Annotated in this window: 20 protein-coding genes; 15 read left to right on the plus strand and 5 right to left on the minus strand. The window is 67.7% G+C overall.

The annotated features are described in order from the left end of the window. Position 1: 1 nt before the first annotated feature. Positions 2 to 382, plus strand: a complete 381-nt coding sequence (locus KEG38_RS13255) for a hypothetical protein (protein WP_272419784.1) — start codon at positions 2 to 4, stop codon at positions 380 to 382. Here KEG38_RS13255 and KEG38_RS13260 read toward each other — a convergent pair whose 3' ends face one another. Beyond that, positions 383 to 1,081 carry an alpha/beta hydrolase gene (locus KEG38_RS13260; RefSeq protein ID WP_272419785.1) on the minus strand — a complete coding sequence of 233 codons (699 nt, stop codon included), beginning with the start codon at positions 1,079 to 1,081 and terminating at the stop codon, positions 383 to 385. 102 nt (positions 1,082 to 1,183) lie between these two features. Between KEG38_RS13260 and KEG38_RS13265 the strand changes: the two genes are divergently transcribed. From KEG38_RS13265 to KEG38_RS13305, 9 genes are all read left to right on the plus strand, one after another. Next, entirely contained in the window at positions 1,184 to 1,819 is a 636-nt protein-coding gene (locus KEG38_RS13265) for a hypothetical protein (RefSeq protein ID WP_272419786.1), read from the plus strand. Continuing rightward, positions 1,816 to 3,135, plus strand: a complete 1,320-nt coding sequence (locus KEG38_RS13270; RefSeq protein WP_272419787.1) for a radical SAM protein — start codon at positions 1,816 to 1,818, stop codon at positions 3,133 to 3,135. The genes KEG38_RS13265 and KEG38_RS13270 overlap by 4 nt, the downstream gene beginning before the upstream one ends. Beyond that, positions 3,132 to 4,271 carry a formylglycine-generating enzyme family protein gene (locus KEG38_RS13275; protein WP_272419788.1) on the plus strand — a complete coding sequence of 380 codons (1,140 nt, stop codon included), beginning with the start codon at positions 3,132 to 3,134 and terminating at the stop codon, positions 4,269 to 4,271. Before KEG38_RS13270 ends, KEG38_RS13275 begins: the two co-directional genes overlap by 4 nt. Positions 4,272 to 4,380: 109 nt before the next feature. Further along, entirely contained in the window at positions 4,381 to 4,665 is a 285-nt protein-coding gene (locus KEG38_RS13280; protein ID WP_272419789.1) for a helix-turn-helix domain-containing protein, read from the plus strand. 117 nt (positions 4,666 to 4,782) lie between these two features. After that, positions 4,783 to 5,616, plus strand: a complete 834-nt coding sequence (locus tag KEG38_RS13285; protein WP_272419790.1) for an SIR2 family NAD-dependent protein deacylase — start codon at positions 4,783 to 4,785, stop codon at positions 5,614 to 5,616. Between the two features lie 44 nt (positions 5,617 to 5,660). Next, positions 5,661 to 6,293 carry a hypothetical protein gene (locus KEG38_RS13290; RefSeq protein WP_272419791.1) on the plus strand — a complete coding sequence of 211 codons (633 nt, stop codon included), beginning with the start codon at positions 5,661 to 5,663 and terminating at the stop codon, positions 6,291 to 6,293. After that, on the plus strand, positions 6,293 to 6,871 hold the full coding sequence (locus KEG38_RS13295; protein WP_272419792.1) for a hypothetical protein: 579 nt from the start codon (positions 6,293 to 6,295) through the stop codon (positions 6,869 to 6,871). Before KEG38_RS13290 ends, KEG38_RS13295 begins: the two co-directional genes overlap by 1 nt. Positions 6,872 to 6,964: 93 nt before the next feature. Then, positions 6,965 to 8,191 carry a single stranded DNA-binding domain-containing protein gene (locus KEG38_RS13300; RefSeq protein WP_272419793.1) on the plus strand — a complete coding sequence of 409 codons (1,227 nt, stop codon included), beginning with the start codon at positions 6,965 to 6,967 and terminating at the stop codon, positions 8,189 to 8,191. A 64-nt stretch (positions 8,192 to 8,255) separates the two neighbouring features. Further along, positions 8,256 to 9,476: a trans-sulfuration enzyme family protein gene (locus KEG38_RS13305; protein WP_272419794.1), complete on the plus strand. Its 1,221-nt coding sequence runs from the start codon at positions 8,256 to 8,258 to the stop codon at positions 9,474 to 9,476. Here KEG38_RS13305 and KEG38_RS13310 read toward each other — a convergent pair. Continuing rightward, complete coding sequence (locus KEG38_RS13310; protein WP_272419795.1) at positions 9,458 to 10,318, minus strand: phytanoyl-CoA dioxygenase family protein; 861 nt, start codon at positions 10,316 to 10,318, stop codon at positions 9,458 to 9,460. The two genes, KEG38_RS13305 and KEG38_RS13310, sit on opposite strands and share 19 nt — an antisense overlap. A 126-nt stretch (positions 10,319 to 10,444) precedes the next feature. Between KEG38_RS13310 and KEG38_RS13315 the strand changes: the two genes are divergently transcribed. The 5 genes from KEG38_RS13315 to KEG38_RS13335 all read left to right on the plus strand — a co-directional run bounded on the left by KEG38_RS13315 (position 10,445) and on the right by KEG38_RS13335 (position 14,394). Then, positions 10,445 to 10,771, plus strand: coding sequence for a hypothetical protein (locus KEG38_RS13315; protein WP_272419796.1), 327 nt, complete (start codon positions 10,445 to 10,447; stop codon positions 10,769 to 10,771). Between the two features lie 127 nt (positions 10,772 to 10,898). Further along, a complete protein-coding gene (locus KEG38_RS13320) occupies positions 10,899 to 11,021 on the plus strand; it encodes a hypothetical protein (protein ID WP_272419797.1) in 123 nt (40 codons plus the stop codon). A 66-nt stretch (positions 11,022 to 11,087) separates the two neighbouring features. Next, positions 11,088 to 12,587, plus strand: a complete 1,500-nt coding sequence (locus tag KEG38_RS13325) for a M14 family metallopeptidase (protein ID WP_272419798.1) — start codon at positions 11,088 to 11,090, stop codon at positions 12,585 to 12,587. Between the two features lie 68 nt (positions 12,588 to 12,655). Continuing rightward, positions 12,656 to 13,933, plus strand: coding sequence for a GAF domain-containing sensor histidine kinase (locus KEG38_RS13330; protein ID WP_272419799.1), 1,278 nt, complete (start codon positions 12,656 to 12,658; stop codon positions 13,931 to 13,933). After that, positions 13,930 to 14,394 (plus strand): response regulator, encoded by a 465-nt coding sequence (locus tag KEG38_RS13335; protein ID WP_272419800.1) that lies wholly within the window; start codon positions 13,930 to 13,932, stop codon positions 14,392 to 14,394. Before KEG38_RS13330 ends, KEG38_RS13335 begins: the two co-directional genes overlap by 4 nt. Here KEG38_RS13335 and KEG38_RS56400 read toward each other — a convergent pair. The 3 genes from KEG38_RS56400 to KEG38_RS13355 all read right to left on the minus strand — a co-directional run bounded on the left by KEG38_RS56400 (position 14,283) and on the right by KEG38_RS13355 (position 16,664). Continuing rightward, positions 14,283 to 14,963 (minus strand): deiodinase-like protein, encoded by a 681-nt coding sequence (locus KEG38_RS56400; RefSeq protein ID WP_465251810.1) that lies wholly within the window; start codon positions 14,961 to 14,963, stop codon positions 14,283 to 14,285. The genes KEG38_RS13335 and KEG38_RS56400 overlap by 112 nt on opposite strands. A gap of 47 nt (positions 14,964 to 15,010) precedes the next feature. Next, positions 15,011 to 15,361, minus strand: a complete 351-nt coding sequence (locus tag KEG38_RS13350; protein WP_272419803.1) for a VOC family protein — start codon at positions 15,359 to 15,361, stop codon at positions 15,011 to 15,013. A gap of 121 nt (positions 15,362 to 15,482) precedes the next feature. Beyond that, positions 15,483 to 16,664, minus strand: coding sequence for a tetratricopeptide repeat protein (locus KEG38_RS13355; protein WP_272419804.1), 1,182 nt, complete (start codon positions 16,662 to 16,664; stop codon positions 15,483 to 15,485). Positions 16,665 to 16,686: the final 22 nt, after the last annotated feature.

A 16,686-nucleotide genomic window follows, 5' to 3' on the forward strand; every position in this document is an offset into this window, starting at 1 on the left:
GATGAAGCGGCACGCACCCACGAGCGCCGCCGGAGAAGGCAAGGCGCGGAAACTCGTGAAGATCGGTCCGAGCGGGAAAGCTCGCGTCGCGCCGATGCCCGAGCGTGCGCCCGTGGAGATGGTGAGGCGGCGTGCGCCTGCCGAGCGCCATTCTCTCCCCACGCTCGCCTCCCGGCGGAGCGGAGCGGTCCGCGGCGTGGGCGCTTGTTATGCCTGCGCGGTGCTCGGGGAGGTTCGCCTGTACGAAGCGGTCGACGTGGGCAAGGTGCTGCTCTGCGGCCCTTGCGCGGACAAGGCGCGCAACGAGACGTTCGGCCGTCCCGAGCCGCTCGACCACGCCATCATGGTCGGCGGGTTCGAGACGAACCGCAGGCGGCACTGATCACGTCGTCGCGCCCTGGAGGATATCCATCGCCTCCCGGAGCATGCCCTGGGGCACGTAATGGTCCCCGTCGAATTCGCGGTACGTCACGTGATATCCCGCGGCTTCGAGAGAGGGGACGATGTTCCGGCTGCATCGAACGGGGAGGACGGGGTCGTTCACGCCGTGGCTGATGAAGACCTCGGGCGCCCCCACCTGCGTGAGCGGCCGCATGAATCCGGGGGAAAACGCGAAGACGAATCGGAAGAGGTCGCCATTCGTGAGGCCGAGGGAGAGGGCATACGAGGCCCCATCGGAAAACCCCTCGATCGCTATCCGCGTGGGGTCCACGGCGAGGCAATCAAAGGCGGCGGTGAGCGCGCGATCGATGCGGGCGACGTCCGAGCCGTATCCGCCGCGGAGCAGGTCCCACGTCGAGCCAAACGAATCGGGCGCGACGAGGATGACGCCGTCGCGCTCGGCTTCCGGGCGAATGGCGTCGATGCGATGGCGGGCCTCGCCGCCGGCGCCGTGCAGGCAGAGCATCAGCGGGGTCGGGCGGGCGGGATCGTAGCTCGAGGGGATGAAGAGGATCCCGTCGCGTTTGTCGCCGAGGCCGAGCGGCCTGTCGCCGCGCTGGGCGTCGTCGCGGGGGCCGGGCGTGGGGCGGGCGTGCAATCGACCGAGGTCACGCGGATCGAGCTTTCGTGCAGCGCGCATGGTGATCTCCCCGAGGGAGGTGGTGCATGCGCCGGCCCAGACGGAAGGGGGGCCCTGCAAATCCGTGTCGTTCCTCGAACGGGCGCATGATACCGTCCGCGAATGGCGAAGAAGCGGGAGGTTCAGGTCAACGCGGTATCTCGTTACGAGAAGTCGTCGGGCCGCCTCGTGCTCGAAGAATATTCGAGCTGCGAGGTGCCGGCGGGGTGTGGCGGGGCGATCCTCCGATGGATCGACCCGCAAGAAGCGCTGCCGCTGCACCTGTGGGGCTGGACGACGGGCGGGGCCGACTTCTTCTTCGACGGCGCGCCCTTCACGTCGAGCCGCGTCGATGCGCGCGCGGGGCGCCACGTGCTCGCGCTCTCGGTGCGCCCGAAGGACGGCCTGCCGCCGCAGCTCGCGCTCGCGCTCAGGTACTCGGACGACGGCCCCGAGGGGACCGTCGAGCCCGATCGTTCGCGGTCGATCGGGCGCAAGGTCGAGGTCCTCTCGGGCGCGGGTGCCGTGATGCTCGGATCGACGACGCCGCCGAAAGGGGAGGGATGGCGCGAGCCTGGTTTCGACGACAGCGGTTGGCAGCCCCTCGTCCGCATGAAGGCCGCGACGAAGGATCCCGAGAAAAACTGGCACCTCGAGCAAGTGCTGAAGACGGGCGCGCGTGTCATCGGTTTGCCAGGACAGACAGGTCCGCTCTGGGTGCGCTGCACCTTCGACATCGCCCTGGGAGGTGCCCCGTGAGCCCGCGCCCGCCCCTCGTGCTCGTGCCGCAGTTCTTCGGATCGACCGTCTTCGATCGACGAACTTCGCGGTATTTTCCCTTCGATCACGAAGCGACCGACGTCCTGCTCCGCGCTCGCTCGGTCTCGCTCGGCGATATGATCGACGCCGCCCCGCCCGAGCGAAAGGATGCGCTCGGCGCGTTCGCCGAGGCGTTCTATCGCAAGGACTTTTTCACCCACGATTTGCGGTTCGACGGGGAGGCCCTCGACCTCGTGCCGCCGGCCGATCATCTCACGGGGCCACTCGCCGTGCACCTCGAGGTCGTTGCCGCGTGCAACCTCACCTGCTCGCATTGCTTCGCCGGTGAGCTGCCGCGCCGCGAGCCGCCGCTCACGCTCGCCGAGCTCGATACGTTGTTCGCCACGCTGGCCCGAATGGGATCGTTCCGCCTCGGTCTCACGGGCGGCGAACCGCTGCTCCGCAAGGATCTCTTCGACATCCTCGATCTCGCGACGAGCCACGGCCTGCACCCGTGCCTCACGACGAACGCGCTCATGCTGACCGAGGAGACCGCGAAGAAGCTCGGCGAACGGTCGCTCGTCTGGCTCAACGTCAGCCTCGATGGGGCGACGGCCGCGACGAACGACGCGGTCCGCGGCGCGGGGACGTTCGATCGGGTGCTCGAGAAGCTCGCGATGCTCCGTGCGCACGCGCGATTCTCGCTCGCGTTCACGGTGATGCGGCACAATGCCGACGAGGCGCGCGCGTTCGCCGAGCTCGCCGCGAAGACGGGCGCATTCACGGCCGTGTTCCGGCCGCTTTATCCCGTGGGTTCGGCCGAGGCGCGGGAGGAGCTCTGGCCGTCGTTCGCCGACTACGAGCGCGCGCTCGATTCGATCTGGACCCTCGGCGGAGACGAGGCGGGCCGCTCCGCCGCGGTGCGCGCGATCGATCCGTTCTCCCCGAAGAGCCGCCACGATTCGCAGGCCGTCGTCCACGACAACTGGGGGTGCGGCGCGGGCAATACGGTCTGCTCCATCTCCGTCGGCGGCGACGTGAACCCCTGCAGCTTCCTCGGGCCCACGTTCGTCGAAGGCAACATCCGTCGCACCCCGTTCGATCGCATCTGGAGCGAGGGCGAACGATTTCGCAGAATCCGCGGGCTGCCCGGCGACGGCACGGGCACAGCGACGTTCGGCGGCGGTTGCCGCGCGCGCTCGCTCGTCATTGCCGGAGACGTCAATGCCCCTGATCCCTGGCTCGCCGAGCATGAGCGCGTACCGGCCCGCCGCAATCCGCTCACTGTGCTTCGGGCGCAGCGGAGGCTCGCATGAAACCTTTCGACACGGAATGGCTCCTCTCGGCCGAGCGCGTTTTGCCCTCGGCCGCGGAGCTCTTGAACCTCGCCGCGAACCTCGCCGCGCAAGGAGAGCTCGAAAAGGCCGCGACCGCCTGCGACGCCGCATTCAACGTCGCCCCGGACGATCCCGACGTCACCTCCGCGCGTGCGCTCCTGCTCGATCGGCTGCGCCTCGAGGAGCACGGCCTCGTCTTTCGATACGTGCCCGCGGGGCCCTTTCTCATGGGCGCGGAGGACGGCGACCCCGACGAGCGGCCCGTGCACGCGGTCGAGCTCGACCCATTCTGGATCACCGAAGTCCCCATCACGTGGTCCGCGTATCACGCCCTCCTCGGCTGGCCGCCGCCGCCTTCCGGCTTGCCCCAGCACAAACCGATGCGGGACCCGAAGACGGGGAAGTACGACAACGAGCTGTTTTCCCTTCACAACGACCACAAGATTCGCCGCCAGTATTGCGAGAGCGAGACGATCCAGGCCCGCGACTGGCACGCACACGCCCCCGAGCAAGCGTGGCGAAGCGGCCGCGACGGCGAGCACGTGACGACCTCCAAAGAGTTGTTCGGCGACGTCCCGCGGAACGACGCGACACGCCCCTGGACGTACGACCAGAAGCCGATGGTCGCGGTCTCGTGGGCGCAGGCGAACGCGCTCGGAACGGCCCTGTCGAACGAGCGCGTGATCTACCGTTTGCCCACCGAGGCCGAGTGGGAGAAGGCCGCCCGTGGCGGGTTTGTCGGCCGTCGTTATCCGTGGGGCAACGATCCGCCCACGCCCGAGCTTTGCGACTTCGGTCGATTCGACGCGTTCTCGATCCGTCCGCCCCAGGCCCTCCCGCCGAACGGGTACGGCCTTCGCGGGATGAGCGGCGGCGTGCGGGAATGGACGGCCGACGGATACGACGCCGCGTACTACGCCGAGAGCCCGCGCGCGCGCCCCACGGGACCCGCGACGGCGAGGCGGAAGCAGCGCGTGCTCCGCGGAGGCTCGTGGGCCGATTGCGCGTGGGCGGTGCGTGTCTCCTTCCGCATGGGCCTCGACCCCAACAAGGCGAGTGATCCGACGATTGGATTTCGCCTGTGCCGGACGGTCCGAGGGACGACGCGGCGCTGACCTCTGCACGCGCGGACCGGGCGGTGCGGGCCTGCCCCGCGCGTGGTCCGCGCTACCCGCCGCCAAACTTTCGTTTGTCGCCGGAGCAAGGTTGTGGCATCGTAACATCATGCCCAGACGAACCATACCTTCTCCCGCAGCCGCCAAGGTCGGCGCGCGCATCCGCGCGCTTCGCCTCGAGCGAGGTCTGTCCCTCCAGCACGTTGCCGATGTCGGACAACTGTCGAAGGGGCATCTCTCCAGCATCGAGCACGGCCTCGCGGCGATCACCATCGAGACGCTCGTGCGCATCGCGCAAGGGCTCGACCTATTGCCGATGGATCTGCTCACGTTCCCGGAGGACGACGAGCGCGGTCGCATCGCCGACATCATCCGCACCAAGATCGGAAAATAAGAGCTGCCGAAGCTCCGGCGTGAGCTCTCGGCGCGCGGCGCGGGCAAGGCCTGAGATCGCCCCGGGGGGGGGTCGCTCCGTTCTCCACGCCACGCCTTCCGTGCTACCATCCTGTCCATGCAGGACGCTCTCGCTGCGCTCACGGACGCCGTGCGGTCCACGCAAGCCGACCAGATCTTGATCGTCACGGGCGCTGGCGTCAGCCACGCCAGCGGGATCCCCACGTTCCGCGGCAGCGATCCCGACGCCATCTGGAAGCGCGACGTCACCGAGCTCGGCACCCACGCGTTTTTCTGCGAGGACCCGGCGGGCTCGTGGCAATGGTATCTTTCGCGATTCGAGAACCTCGAAGGCAAAAAGCCGAACCCGGGGCATCACGCCATCGCGGCGCTCGAGCGATTCCAGATCGAAAGGGGCGGCGAGTTCCTCCTCATCACGCAGAACATCGACACGCTGCACGAGCAGGCCGGGTCGCAGCGCATGATCAAGGTCCACGGGACGAGTGATCGGTATCGGTGTTCGCGGGTCGACTGCGAGCTCGGCGCCCCGGCGGGATCGATCGCGGCGAGTGAGGTCGATCTCGCGGCGTTCCGGGCAAACCCTGTGGAGGCGAACGTGCCTCGTTGCCCTTCGTGCGGCTCCTTTCTGCGGATGCACGTCCTCTGGTTCGACGAGACGTATGCCGGCCACCACGATTACCACTGGAGGCGGGTGGGCTTCGCCGCGCAGGTGCAGGCGCAGCTCGTGATCTTCGCGGGCACGTCCTTTTCGGTTGGCGTGACCGATCTCGTGACGAAACTCGCGCTCCGGCGGCGCGTGCCCGTCTTCAACATCGACCCCACGCCCCGCGTCCACGAGCGGGGCATCATGTCCATCGCCGCCGGCGCGGAGGTGGCGCTCGTCGAGGTTTGCAAGCGGCTCGGCGTGGCCGATGCGGCGGGGTGGGCCTGAACTTTCTTGCCTCCGCGCCGCGAAGCTCGTAGATGGGCGCGACCTTGGGTGCACTCCGCGGTAGCCTCACGTTCTCGCGCTTCTACGTTACCGGTGATATCCCCGACGATGTTCCCGGAACGACGCTGAAGCGCATCCGTGCCAACGCTTTCCAGCCTCTCTCGCCCGACGACGAGAAGAACGAGGGCGCGGGCTGGGCCAACATCGAGGAGCCCTTCGACACGGACCTCGATCACGAGAAAGTCTTTTACAACGAGTACGTTTGTCTGGGCCTGCGCCTCGATCGCTGGGTTATCCCCGGGCCGCTGCTCAAGGCCCATCTGCGCGAGGCCGAGCAGGCGCTCCTGGCCAAGAGGGGGCTCGAGCGCCTCGGCCGACAGGCGAAGGCCGATTTGAAGACGATGGTCGTACGCAAGCTCCGGCGCCAGCTCGTGCCTTCGATGAAGAGTTACGACATGGTGTGGAATTTGCGAACGAACGTGCTCCATCTGTACAGCCAATCCGAGCGCATCGCGGCCCTGCTCGATGACCTCTTCAAGCGCACGTTCAAGGTCGACCTCGTGCCTGAGAGCCCGGGCACGGCCGCCGATCGCCTGGGTCTCGACGCCACGGAAGTGCGGTCCTTCGCTGGGCTCGAGCCGATGACGCTTGCCCGATTGGAAGAGGAGGCGCGCTGATGGAGCTCTTGGATCTCATCGAGGGGCGTCGCTTCATGGGGCGCGAATTCGTGGTTTGGCTCTGGTTCGAGAGCGAGATGCAGGAGACGAACCTGCACCCGACGGGCGGCGATCCGGTCTCGATGTGGCTGGAGGCGCAGATCACGCTGGTGCTGGAGAAAGAGGAGAGCCGGCTCAAGGGCGCGATTCCGGCCTCGTCGCCGGAGGCGAAGGAGGCGCTCCGGCAGGGCAAGCTCCCGAAAGAGGCGAAGATGCGCCTCGTGCGCGGGGAGCGCGAGTATGCCTGGACGCTCAAGGCCGATTCGCTGGGGCTCTCGGGCCTCAAATTGCCCACGCAGCTCAAGAAGAACGACGAGAAACACGAGGTGTTTTACGAGCGCATGATGCTGCTCGAGGAACTCGAAACCTCGCTCTCGGCGCTCTATGCGGACTTCGTGCGCATGCGCCTCGCGGATCCCTGGGACGACGAGGTCGTGCCGCTCATGAAGAACTGGGCGCACGGCGAGAAGCCGGATGCGGGGGCGTACCTCGCCACGAAACGCGCGGTGCTCGGCGAGAAGCGGAAAAAGAAGCGGTAGCCGCGGAACCACCGGCGCTCCTTGACAGGGAATGGCATTGGGCGATAGGACTCGTATGGGTCGCTACGGCGCTTGCTTTTCCTGGAGGAAGTCATGAATCATCGTGGTTTTCGGGGCCGGTGGATTCCGCTCGTTCTGGCAGGCGTGGCTGCCGTGGTCGCGGCGTCCGGATGCTCGGATGACCCGTCGTCGTCGAATACGGGCGGCGCTGGCGGGACCGGCGCGGGAGGGAATGGCGGCGCTGGCGGCGGCACGGGCGGCGCGGGCGGCGCGGGCGGCACCGGCGGCGCGGGTGGTGGGCTCGCGGAGCGCGCGTCGGCGCGTATGTTCCTGTCCGGGCACAGCCTCACCGACAATCCATTGCCGGACCACGTCCTGACCATCGCGCAGAGCCTCGGGAAGGATTTCAATTTCAACGAGCAGATCGGCATCGGCTCGCCGATCCGGGTGAGGACCAAAGGCGGGAGCTTCGACGCGCCGGACTGGCCTGGATACAGCACCGGGAAGAACCGCGAAGGCAGCGACATGAACGTGATCGAAGAGCTGCTCTCCCCGAAGACGCTCGGGCCCGGCGAGCTCTACGATACGCTCGTGATTACGGAGCGGCACGACATCCTGGGCACGATCTGGTGGGAGGATACGTTCGGCTTCCTGCGCCATTACCACGACCGATTGATCGACGGAAACCCGGCCGGGCATACGCTATTTTACCATAGCTGGCTCGACGTCGACAAGAATGCCCCGAAGACGTGGATCGACCACGAGAAGAACGCGCTTTACGCGTGGGAATGCGTGGCGAGCAAGGTGAACCTTTCGCTCGCGGCCGAGGGGCGGACCGACCGGGTGGAGGCGCTCCCCGCGGGCGCGGCGCTCGTCGATCTCGTGGAGCACATCTTGAACGACGAGGTACAAGGCATCACGGGCACGACGTCGCAGAAGCTCGACATGATCTTCAGCGACAACGTCCACATGACGCCGCTCGGCGCGTATTACCTGGCACTGGTCACGTACGCATCGATCTTCCGCGCCTCGCCGGTCGGCGCGGCCGTCCCCGCGGAGATCAATGCCGAGCCGGCGGCCGACATGCAGAAGATCGCCTGGGACTTCGTGCGCGCCTATTACAGCCAGCCGACGCCGGGCGAACATACGATGGAGGAATGCAGGACGTTCATCTCGCAGAACGTCTGCGCCACGTTCTGGACCTTGCTCAACGAGCCCGGCCAGGTCGCCCCCTGCCAGGCGGATTTCGCGAACGCGAACGCGGAGCAGAACCCCTTCCGCTGGCCGGATCCGCAGTTGAAGTTGTGGCCGGATCCGTAAAGCCACCGCCGGGGGTGGCTGGGCTCCCCGAGAGCGCGTTCGTCACGGATGCCAGGAGAGAACCATGAAATCGTCGCCGCATCGTCCCGCCACCCTCGCGCTCCATGCAGGTTTGCCCGAGGGCGCCCCGCGTGCCGTGGGCGCTCCCATTTCGCCCCCCATCACGACCACGACGAGCTTCCACACGGCCCCGGACGCCGTCGGTTTTTCCGCGGCCGATCTCCAGGAGGCTGCGCCGCATTTCTATACGCGCTGGGGCAATCCCACGATCGAGCTTCTAGAGGGGCGGCTCGCCGCGCTCGAAGAAGGCGCGGCAGCCGTCTGCTTCGCGAGCGGAATGGGGGCGGTCTCGGCGCTCTTCTTCGCAAGGCTTGGCGCGGGCGCGCATCTCGTCCTGTCCGACGTGTGTTATGCCGGCGTCGCGGAACTCGCGCACGAGACCCTCCCGCGCTTCGGGATCGAGGTGACGACGACGAACACGGCCGATCCCGAATGCGTCGCAGCCGCGATCCGGCCCGGCGCGACGCGCCTCGTGCACATCGAGACGCCGGCGAACCCCATTTTGAAGCTCTCGGACATCGCAGCGATTGCGGAGGTCGCGCATGCGGCCGGGGCCGAGCTGTCGGTCGATTCGACGATCGCGACCCCCATCGCGACTCGGCCCCTCGCGCTGGGCGCCGATTACGTGGTGCATTCGCTGACGAAGTACATCTGCGGCCACGGCGATACGATCGCCGGCGCGGTCGTTGGGCGGAGCGCGGAGCGGATGGCAGCGTTGCGCAAGGAGGCGTTGATCCATTACGGCGCCGCGCTGCACCCGTTCGCGGCCTGGCTCGTCTTGCGCGGGCTGGAGACGCTTCCCGCGCGTATGCGGATCCACGAGGAGAACGCTCGGCGCGTGGCGACCTGGCTCACCGCGCATCCACGGGTCGCCGCGGTCCACTGGCCGGGCTTGCCGAGCCACCCGCAACGCGCGCTCGCCGAGAGGCAGATGCAAAATGCGTCGGGTCTGCTCGCGTTCACGGTGAAGGACGGCAGCCCGGCGCTCGCGAAACAGTTCGCCGAACGGCTGCGGGTCATCTCGTATGCCGTTTCGCTCGGAAAAACGAAGAGCCTGCTTTTCTACATCCCGACGGACGACATCCTTCGCACGTCGTTTCGCCTCGCCGGGGCGCAGGAGGCCGCGTATCGGGCCGCGGCGGGCGAGGGGGTCTTTCGATTGTCGGTGGGCCTCGAAGACCCGGACGATCTCATCGCCGATCTCGATCAGGCGCTCGGGGGCTGAAACCCGCGCAAAGGCAGGTCCGGCCGCTGGAGCCAGTTGTCCGCGGGGTAATACGCGTCCGCCTCGACGACGTGCATCGTATAGGCATGCCTCGAGCGATCCGAGCGGTTTTCCGCGCTTCGATGCGGCAAGAGCCCATGCAGCACGACCAGCGTCCCGGCCGGGACCTCGAGGGGAATGGCGCCGTCCTCGACGAGGGGCGCCTCGTCCAGCACCTCGAAGCGCGTGCCCCCGCGCCCGTCCCGCAAAAAACGCTTCTTGAGCCCCTGCCGATGGCCGCCGGGCACCGCCCACAAGCAACCATTCTCGATCGTGGCGTCCTCCAGCGCGAACCACAGGCCCGTCACGGTCACGGGCTCCGTGTAGAGGAACGTGGCGTCCTGGTGGCAAACGACCTCACCGCCGATGTGGGGCTGCTTGAAGATGTACATCGATTGAAGCAAGACCGGTCGGGACAGGCCGAGCTCGGTCGCCAGCGCCGCGAGCTCGGGCGTGCGCGAGAATCGATCGAAGACCGGATCGAGGTCGTGCATCGCGTGGCCGATCTTGTTGAGCGCGCGCTCCTTGGGCACGCGCAGGCGGCCATCCGGCCCGATCGCGCCCTCCTCGAGGAAGAAACGGATCTTGTCGCCTGATTCGAGGAAATAGTCGTCGGAGGTGCGCGTCTGCTCGTGCGTGGTGAAGATCGAGCGGTGCGCCTCCGGGTCGAAGGCGGCGACGAGCTCCTCGGCGCGGCGCTTCAGCGCGAGGCACGCTTCGACCGAGACGAATCCGGACAGGACGAGGAAACCGTCGCGCTGGAAGGCGTCGCGGCGCTCGGACAGGGCGATGGGCCGGGGCATGGTTCGATTCTCGTAGTCCTCCCAGACCCGGCTGTCCATGGCGTGGCGGAGAGGTTCTTGCGGCATGCCGAGCCGTCGTGCGCGGCAAGTGTTGCGTGGGGGCGAATCGAGGCTTACGATGCCCCCATGCATCGGCACCCCTGGCGAATCGTGCGCGCGCTCCGCGTGCTTTTCGCCTGCCTCATGCTGATGCTGCCGGCCGCACCGGCGCGTCATGCGCAGGTCGTTCCGGACACGGTGGTCTTCGTCGCGTATGCCGCGACCGCGCTGCAGGTCGCCGCGGCGGCGCACGAGGTCGCGCCGGAAAACGCCGAGGCGCCGCGCGCTGGGATCGAGACCCGGCCCGCGAAGGCGGCCTCGTTCGTCCGGGCCACGGCGCCTCTCCCGGCCGATCCGAGCGTCCCGTTCGTCCCCGCGGATCGCTGGCTCCTTCATTGCGCTCTCCTTTGCTGAATTCGACGGCCTTTTCCGCGGCCTTCAATTCCACAGCAAGGAGAAAGCGATGTCGCCTTTGGCTGAACGCCCTCGAAGGAGAGCCTGGCGGCGCTTCGTCCGTCGCCTGCTCCATTCGTTTCGTTCGATGGGCCGAATTGGCCTTTTGCTCGGCTCGGCCATGTTCCCCGGGATGCCGCCCCCGCCCCCGCCTCCACCTCCGCCGATCGAGGAGCAGGCTTCGGGCGGAAAAAAGCTCGCCGAGCTCTAGTTTCTCGCGGCGGCATAACGACGGGCCGCATCCACGCGCCCGGCGTTCTGTGCTACCTCACGCCGCATGCTGCTCACCCGCGCCGAGTCCACCTCCTTCCGCGAGACCTCCCTCCACGCCGACGTGATGCGCTTCGTGCGCGCGCTCGAAGCGCGGAACGACCCGCGCCTCCACGTCACGACGTTCGGCACCTCGCCCGGCGGCCGCGAGATGCCCCTCTTGATCCTCTCGAAGGACCACGTCCGCACGCCCGAGGAGGCCCGGCGCAGCGAGCGCCCCGTCGTTCTCATGCTCGACGGCATCCATCCCGGCGAGGTCGAGGGCAAGGAGGCGAGCCTCGCGCTCGTGCGCGACCTGCTCGACGGCCGCCACCCCGATTGGCTCGACACAATCACGCTGCTCGTCGTCCCGCTCTTCAACCCGGACGGCAACGACGCGCTCGATCCCGCCAATCGACGGCTCGATCTGAAAAAGCTCACCGGCCAACTCGGCCCCGTGGTCGGGACCCGCACGCAGAGCCAGGGCATCAACCTGAACCGCGATTACATGCGCCAGGCCGCGTCCGAGATGCGGGCCTTGCAAAATAACGTCTGCATTCCGTGGGCGCCCGACCTCACGATCGACAACCACGCGACGAACGGCTCGGTGCACCGCTTCCACATGACCGTCGACGTGCCCCACACCGTCGAATCGGGCCGGCGCGAGCCGATCGATTTCATGCGCCAGCGGCTCGTCCCGGAGGTCATCGCCGCCGTGCGCGCGCGCGGGTTCGAGAGCGGCTGGTATGGCAATTTCGTCGAGGACGAGCGCGTGCTCGACGCAGGCGGTGAGGTCGACGCGGCATCGGCCGTGGGCCTCGGCTGGATGACGTACCCGCACCACCCGCGGTTCGGCTCGAATTACCGCGGCCTCACGAACCGGCTCGATCTGCTGCTCGAATGTTATAGCTACCTGCCGTTCGAGGAGCGTGTCCGTACCGCGACCGCGTGGCAGATCGAGACGCTCTCCTGGGCCGCCAAGCATGCTGACGACATTCGCCAGGTCATTGCCTCGAGCGCCGCGCCGCCGGAGAAGGTCGCCGTGCGGTATCGCCTCGATCGCATGGAAGCGCCGGCCTTGGTCCTCACGCGTTCGCCTCGCACGCTCGACGGCGCGCCCGTCTCCGTGAAGATCCCTTATCTGGGGCGATTCGTGGGCACGGTCGTCGTCGATCGACCCCGCGCTTACCTCGTCCCGCCCGCGCTCGCCGAGCACCTGCGCCGCCACGGATTGCGCGTCGAGGCGGCCGAGGGCGCGCACGACGTCGAGGTCGCGCGTGTCACCTCGCTCGGCACGGAGGGAGGGCGCGGGATCCTGGAGGCTGCGGCCGTCGGTGAGGTCGCGGTGGAGTGGCAGGAGGATCGACGAACCGTGCCCGCGGGATGGTCGCGGGTCGATACGCACCAGCCGCTCGGCGCCATCGCGGTGTATCTTTGCGAGCCCGAAAGTGACGATGGCGCGGTCGAAAACGGGATTTTGCCGGTGCCCGCCGTCGGCGACGAGCACCCGGCGCTGCGCGTCCGCTGAGCGCTCGCGCGGGTTGACAACCGCCTCTCCGAAGCAGACATGAGCCACCTGGTTCAGGAGAAGGGTTGGTGAAAAGTTCCATCGAGCCGCCCGATGACCCCATGCGCTCGCCTGCCTGCTTCGGCGATACCCGAATACCGTCCGAGCTCATTCAAAAGTGGCAAGGGGTCGTCAATCTCGTCGCCGACATCGTACGGGTCCCTGCCTCCCTGATCATGAAGGTCGAGCCGCCGGAGATCGGCGTCCTCGTCGCCAGCGAATCCAAGGGAAATCCCTACGAACATGGCGAGAAGGCGGCGCTCGACACCGGGCTCTACTGCGAGACCGTGATGTCGACAAAAGAGCGGCTGCTCGTTCCCAACGCCCTGGTCGACGAGAAATGGAAGTGCAATCCCGACATCAAGCTGGGAATGGTCTCGTATCTCGGTTTTCCCATCACCTGGCCGAGCGGGGAGGTCTTCGGCACGATCTGCGTCCTGGATACCAAGGAAAACGCTTACAGCGAGCTCTACGAGCGCCTCCTCTTGCAGTTCCGTGACGTGGTCGAGGCAGACCTCCGGGTCTTGTGCGACTTCGACGCTCGGCTCGCCCGAGAAGCCCGCGCGAGAATCGAGGGGCTGCAGGCCAGCGAGCGTCAACTTCAAGAGGCCGTCCGGCTGCGGGACGAGTTCCTCTCCATTGCATCGCACGAGCTCCGCACGCCCATTGCCTCGCTCCAGCTCATGGTGCAGGCGTTGACCCGAGGCGTCGTGTCGCCCACGCCCGAGGCCACGCTCCGCGCCTTCGGCCTGGCGGAGCGGCAGATCACGAGGCTGACCCGGCTCATCGAGGAGCTCCTCGAGGTCTCGCGGATCCAGGCGGGGCGCCTCTCGTTCCAGTTCGAGCGGCTCGATCTCGTGGCCTTGGTCCGTGAGGTGGTGCAGCGCTTCGAGGTCGAATCTGCCCGCGTCCGCTCCCCCCTGTCGTTTCACTCGGAGCAGCCTGTCATGGGCCTCTGGGATCGGAGCAAGCTCGAGCAGGTCGTGACGAACATCCTCTCCAACGCGCTGAAGTTCGGCGCGGGCAAGCCCATCGAGATCTCCGTCGAGGAGGCGCCGATCGGGACCGGCCGGATCGTCGTCACCGACCACGGAATCGGGATTCCTCCCGAGTGCCTCCCGCGCATTTTCGAGCGCTTCGAGCGCGCCGTGTCCGCGCAGGCATACGGCGGGCTGGGGCTCGGGCTCTACATCGTCCGCAGTATCGTCGAGGCGCTGGGAGGCACCGTCCGGGCCGATAGCCTGCTCGGCAGCGGGTCGACCTTCACCGTGGAGCTCCCTTGCAACGTAGGAGGACCCTTACCTTGAGCACCAGCAACGTCCTCGTCGTCGACGACGACCCCGATATCCTCGAGACGACGCGTTTCGTCCTGGAGAGCGCCGGTTATCAGGTCTCGACGGCCGCAAACGGCAACGAGGCGTTGAGCCGCCTGCATTGCGAGGCAGCGCCGTGCGTGATCCTCCTCGATCTCATGATGCCGGTGATGGACGGCTGGGCGTTCCGGGCCGAGCAGGTGCGCGATCCCGGGCTCGCCGGCATTCCGGTCATCATCGTCACGGGGGCTGGCAGGGGCGCCCGGAGTGCGGAGTCCCTCGGCGCCGCCTGCCTTTTGGAGAAGCCGGTCGACCTCTCCACATTGCTCTCGAAGGTGGGGTGCTACTGCAAGACCGGAGCGGACGAGCCCTGTGCGTCCCCCGGAAACCTTTGCGCGAGCCAGGCCTCCACCTCTTCCGGGTGGAACCCGAACGGGCCCATGCCGCCCTTGTAAACGACCTGCCCCTTCTCGTCGATCACGTAAAGCCGCTCCGGCCAGGCCGCATACGCCGCGTTCGCGGGGTTCTCGATCGGATCCACGAGGAGCGGGATGTCGTACTGGAATCGCTTCACGAAATCGGCGGCGATGGCGACGCGCGCCTCCGTGCTCCGCGGCTGCGGGTAGCAGACGTTGTGCTGCTCGTTCACATCCATCTGCCATTCATCGGTCGGGTGGGCCTCCTTGATGTAAATGGTGAGGAAACGGGCGCTCTTGCCATAACGCCCGGACATCGCCTTCAGACGCTCGACCGAGCGCCGGAACGGCGGTCATGTGAAGCTGCCAAAGATCAAAACGAGCGGCTTTTCCCCGATGTACGCCGCGAGCTTCTCCCGCCGCCCCTCCGCGAGCGCGACGAGCTCCACGTCCGGCGCCGCGTCGCCGACCTTGAGCCGCCCTTCCTCCCGCTGATCGTACCGCAACATGCCGATCACGTTGCGCGGGCCCATCCACCCCACGAATGCCGCGCCCCCCGCCACGAGGAGCGCGGCCACCGCGACCAGAGCCTTCTTCGTCCGCGTCATGGCCTCTTCGTTTACCATGTCCGCGAAGAGGTTGGAAGGGTCACGAACTAACGCTTCTGGTACCGGGGCTGGTAGAGCTCGACCTCCACGCCGCCCGGCATGACGAAGTGAATCACGAAGCCATACCCACGATCCGTGATTTCGTCCTTGAACTCCACGCCGCGGCCGCGCAGCTCGGCCACCGTTGCGTGGATGTCGTCGCAATAAAACGAGACGTTGTGCGTGCCCGTGGGCGGGCGGCCCTCGGTCGGGTGGCAGCCGATGTCCGCCTCCGGGAGGTCGAAGATGAGCCAGCCTTCGCCGACGTCGGTATGCGGGAGGCCGAGCTTGTCGCGAAGGAACGCGCGCATCGCCTCGGCCTCGCTGCTGTAAAACATCGCGTGAACGCCCTTGATCACGGAGACCTCCCTCGCGCCGTTCGGCGCAGCGACGAACGCTAGCAGCTCACGCGGAGCGGAGGAATCCGAAACGACAAACCTCGGCGCGTTCCGGGTTGTCGCGTCAACCGTTTGTCGGCGGTCAAGGGCTTCGCTTTTCGTTCGGGCGCGGCGCAGGAGCCGGGCCCGCCGAGGCCGACGCGGACGCGGCCGGCGCCGCCGAGAGCGCCGTGACGCGGCTTTGCGCTTGTCGTTGCAGATCCGCGACCAAACGCCCGTCGGGGCCGCTCGGTGTGAGCGCGAGCAGTTTTTGGTAAGAGCCGAGCGCTTGCTCCTTTTCCCCGAGATCCTCGCTCGCGATGCCGGCCCCGAGGAGCGCGGGCGCCGAGGTCGCGTCGCTCGCGAGCACGCCGCGGAAGACGTCGAGCGCGGCCGCGGCCTTTTTTTGCCGCACGAGCGCAAAGCCGAGCGCATTTCCCGTCTCCGGAACGGGGCGCATCTGCATCGCGGCCCGGAGCGCGCGCTCCGCGTCCTCGAGTTTGCCCGCGCCGAGCAGCGCCTGGCCGAGCGAACCCATGGCGTCGGCGCTTTTCGGATCGAGCTCCGCCGCGCGCTGGAAATGCAAGATCGCGTCGACGTTCTTCTGCTGCTTCGCCCGCGCGCGCCCGAGGGCCAAACGCGCGTCGAAGCTCTCCGCGATTCGGAGCGCCGCTTCGAGGTGCTCGGCCGCGCCCGCGATGTCCCCCTCGGCAAGCTCGATCTGCCCGAGCCCCACGAGCGCTCCGGCATCGGCAGGCTTCACCTTCAGCGCGAGCTGAAATTCCGATTTCGCGCGCGCCGCGTCTTCTTTGCGGCTCATCAAAACGAGCCCGAGCGCGGTATGCGCGAGCGGCGAGGCCGGATCGATCGCGAGCGCCTCGATAAACTTCGCCTTGGCCCCCTCGGCGTCGCCCTGTCGAGCCAGGATGTTACCGAGCGCGGTCAGATACACGGCCGCGCGTGGTTTGTCCGTGTCGAGCAAGAGTTGGGCCTCATAACGAGCGTCGTCGATGGCCTCGGGGGCGATACGCGCGGCGCTCTCGGCGATGAGGTGGACGCGCGCGCGCATGAGGGCGCGTTGCACGTCCGGGTCCGTGGGCGCGAGCTCGCGCGCGTGGCCGTACGCCGCGAGGGCCTGCGGGTAACGGCCGGCTTCGAGGGCGACGTCGCCTTGCGCGAGGTGCTGCCGCGCGAGCTCGGGGGTGCGATCGCAGGCCCAGAGCATCGCGGTGCAAAGGAGGAGCGAAGGCAGCCGGAAGGCGCGGGCGAGGGGCCTCGGGATCATCGGAGGGCCGTTCTACGCCCGA

The sequence above is a fragment of the Polyangium jinanense genome (assembly GCF_028435265.1).
GTDB lineage: Bacteria > Myxococcota_A > Polyangia > Polyangiales > Polyangiaceae > Polyangium > Polyangium jinanense.

What these genes read in the sequence shown, in the direction of transcription:
- KEG38_RS13320 (WP_272419797.1), top strand. Translation starts at nt 10,899, where the DNA reads ATGGGCCGAATTGGCCTTTTGCTCGGCTCGGCCATGTTCCCCGGGATG.
- KEG38_RS13300 (WP_272419793.1), top strand. Translation starts at nt 6,965, where the DNA reads ATGAATCATCGTGGTTTTCGGGGCCGGTGGATTCCGCTCGTTCTGGCA.
- KEG38_RS13305 (WP_272419794.1), top strand. Translation starts at nt 8,256, where the DNA reads ATGAAATCGTCGCCGCATCGTCCCGCCACCCTCGCGCTCCATGCAGGT.
- KEG38_RS13280 (WP_272419789.1), top strand. Translation starts at nt 4,381, where the DNA reads ATGCCCAGACGAACCATACCTTCTCCCGCAGCCGCCAAGGTCGGCGCG.
- KEG38_RS13310 (WP_272419795.1), bottom strand. Translation starts at nt 10,318, where the DNA reads ATGCCCCGGCCCATCGCCCTGTCCGAGCGCCGCGACGCCTTCCAGCGC.
- KEG38_RS13315 (WP_272419796.1), top strand. Translation starts at nt 10,445, where the DNA reads ATGCATCGGCACCCCTGGCGAATCGTGCGCGCGCTCCGCGTGCTTTTC.
- KEG38_RS13355 (WP_272419804.1), bottom strand. Translation starts at nt 16,664, where the DNA reads ATGATCCCGAGGCCCCTCGCCCGCGCCTTCCGGCTGCCTTCGCTCCTC.
- KEG38_RS13260 (WP_272419785.1), bottom strand. Translation starts at nt 1,081, where the DNA reads ATGCGCGCTGCACGAAAGCTCGATCCGCGTGACCTCGGTCGATTGCAC.
- KEG38_RS13285 (WP_272419790.1), top strand. Translation starts at nt 4,783, where the DNA reads ATGCAGGACGCTCTCGCTGCGCTCACGGACGCCGTGCGGTCCACGCAA.
- KEG38_RS13325 (WP_272419798.1), top strand. Translation starts at nt 11,088, where the DNA reads ATGCTGCTCACCCGCGCCGAGTCCACCTCCTTCCGCGAGACCTCCCTC.
- KEG38_RS13275 (WP_272419788.1), top strand. Translation starts at nt 3,132, where the DNA reads ATGAAACCTTTCGACACGGAATGGCTCCTCTCGGCCGAGCGCGTTTTG.
- KEG38_RS13295 (WP_272419792.1), top strand. Translation starts at nt 6,293, where the DNA reads ATGGAGCTCTTGGATCTCATCGAGGGGCGTCGCTTCATGGGGCGCGAA.
- KEG38_RS13255 (WP_272419784.1), top strand. Translation starts at nt 2, where the DNA reads ATGAAGCGGCACGCACCCACGAGCGCCGCCGGAGAAGGCAAGGCGCGG.
- KEG38_RS13265 (WP_272419786.1), top strand. Translation starts at nt 1,184, where the DNA reads ATGGCGAAGAAGCGGGAGGTTCAGGTCAACGCGGTATCTCGTTACGAG.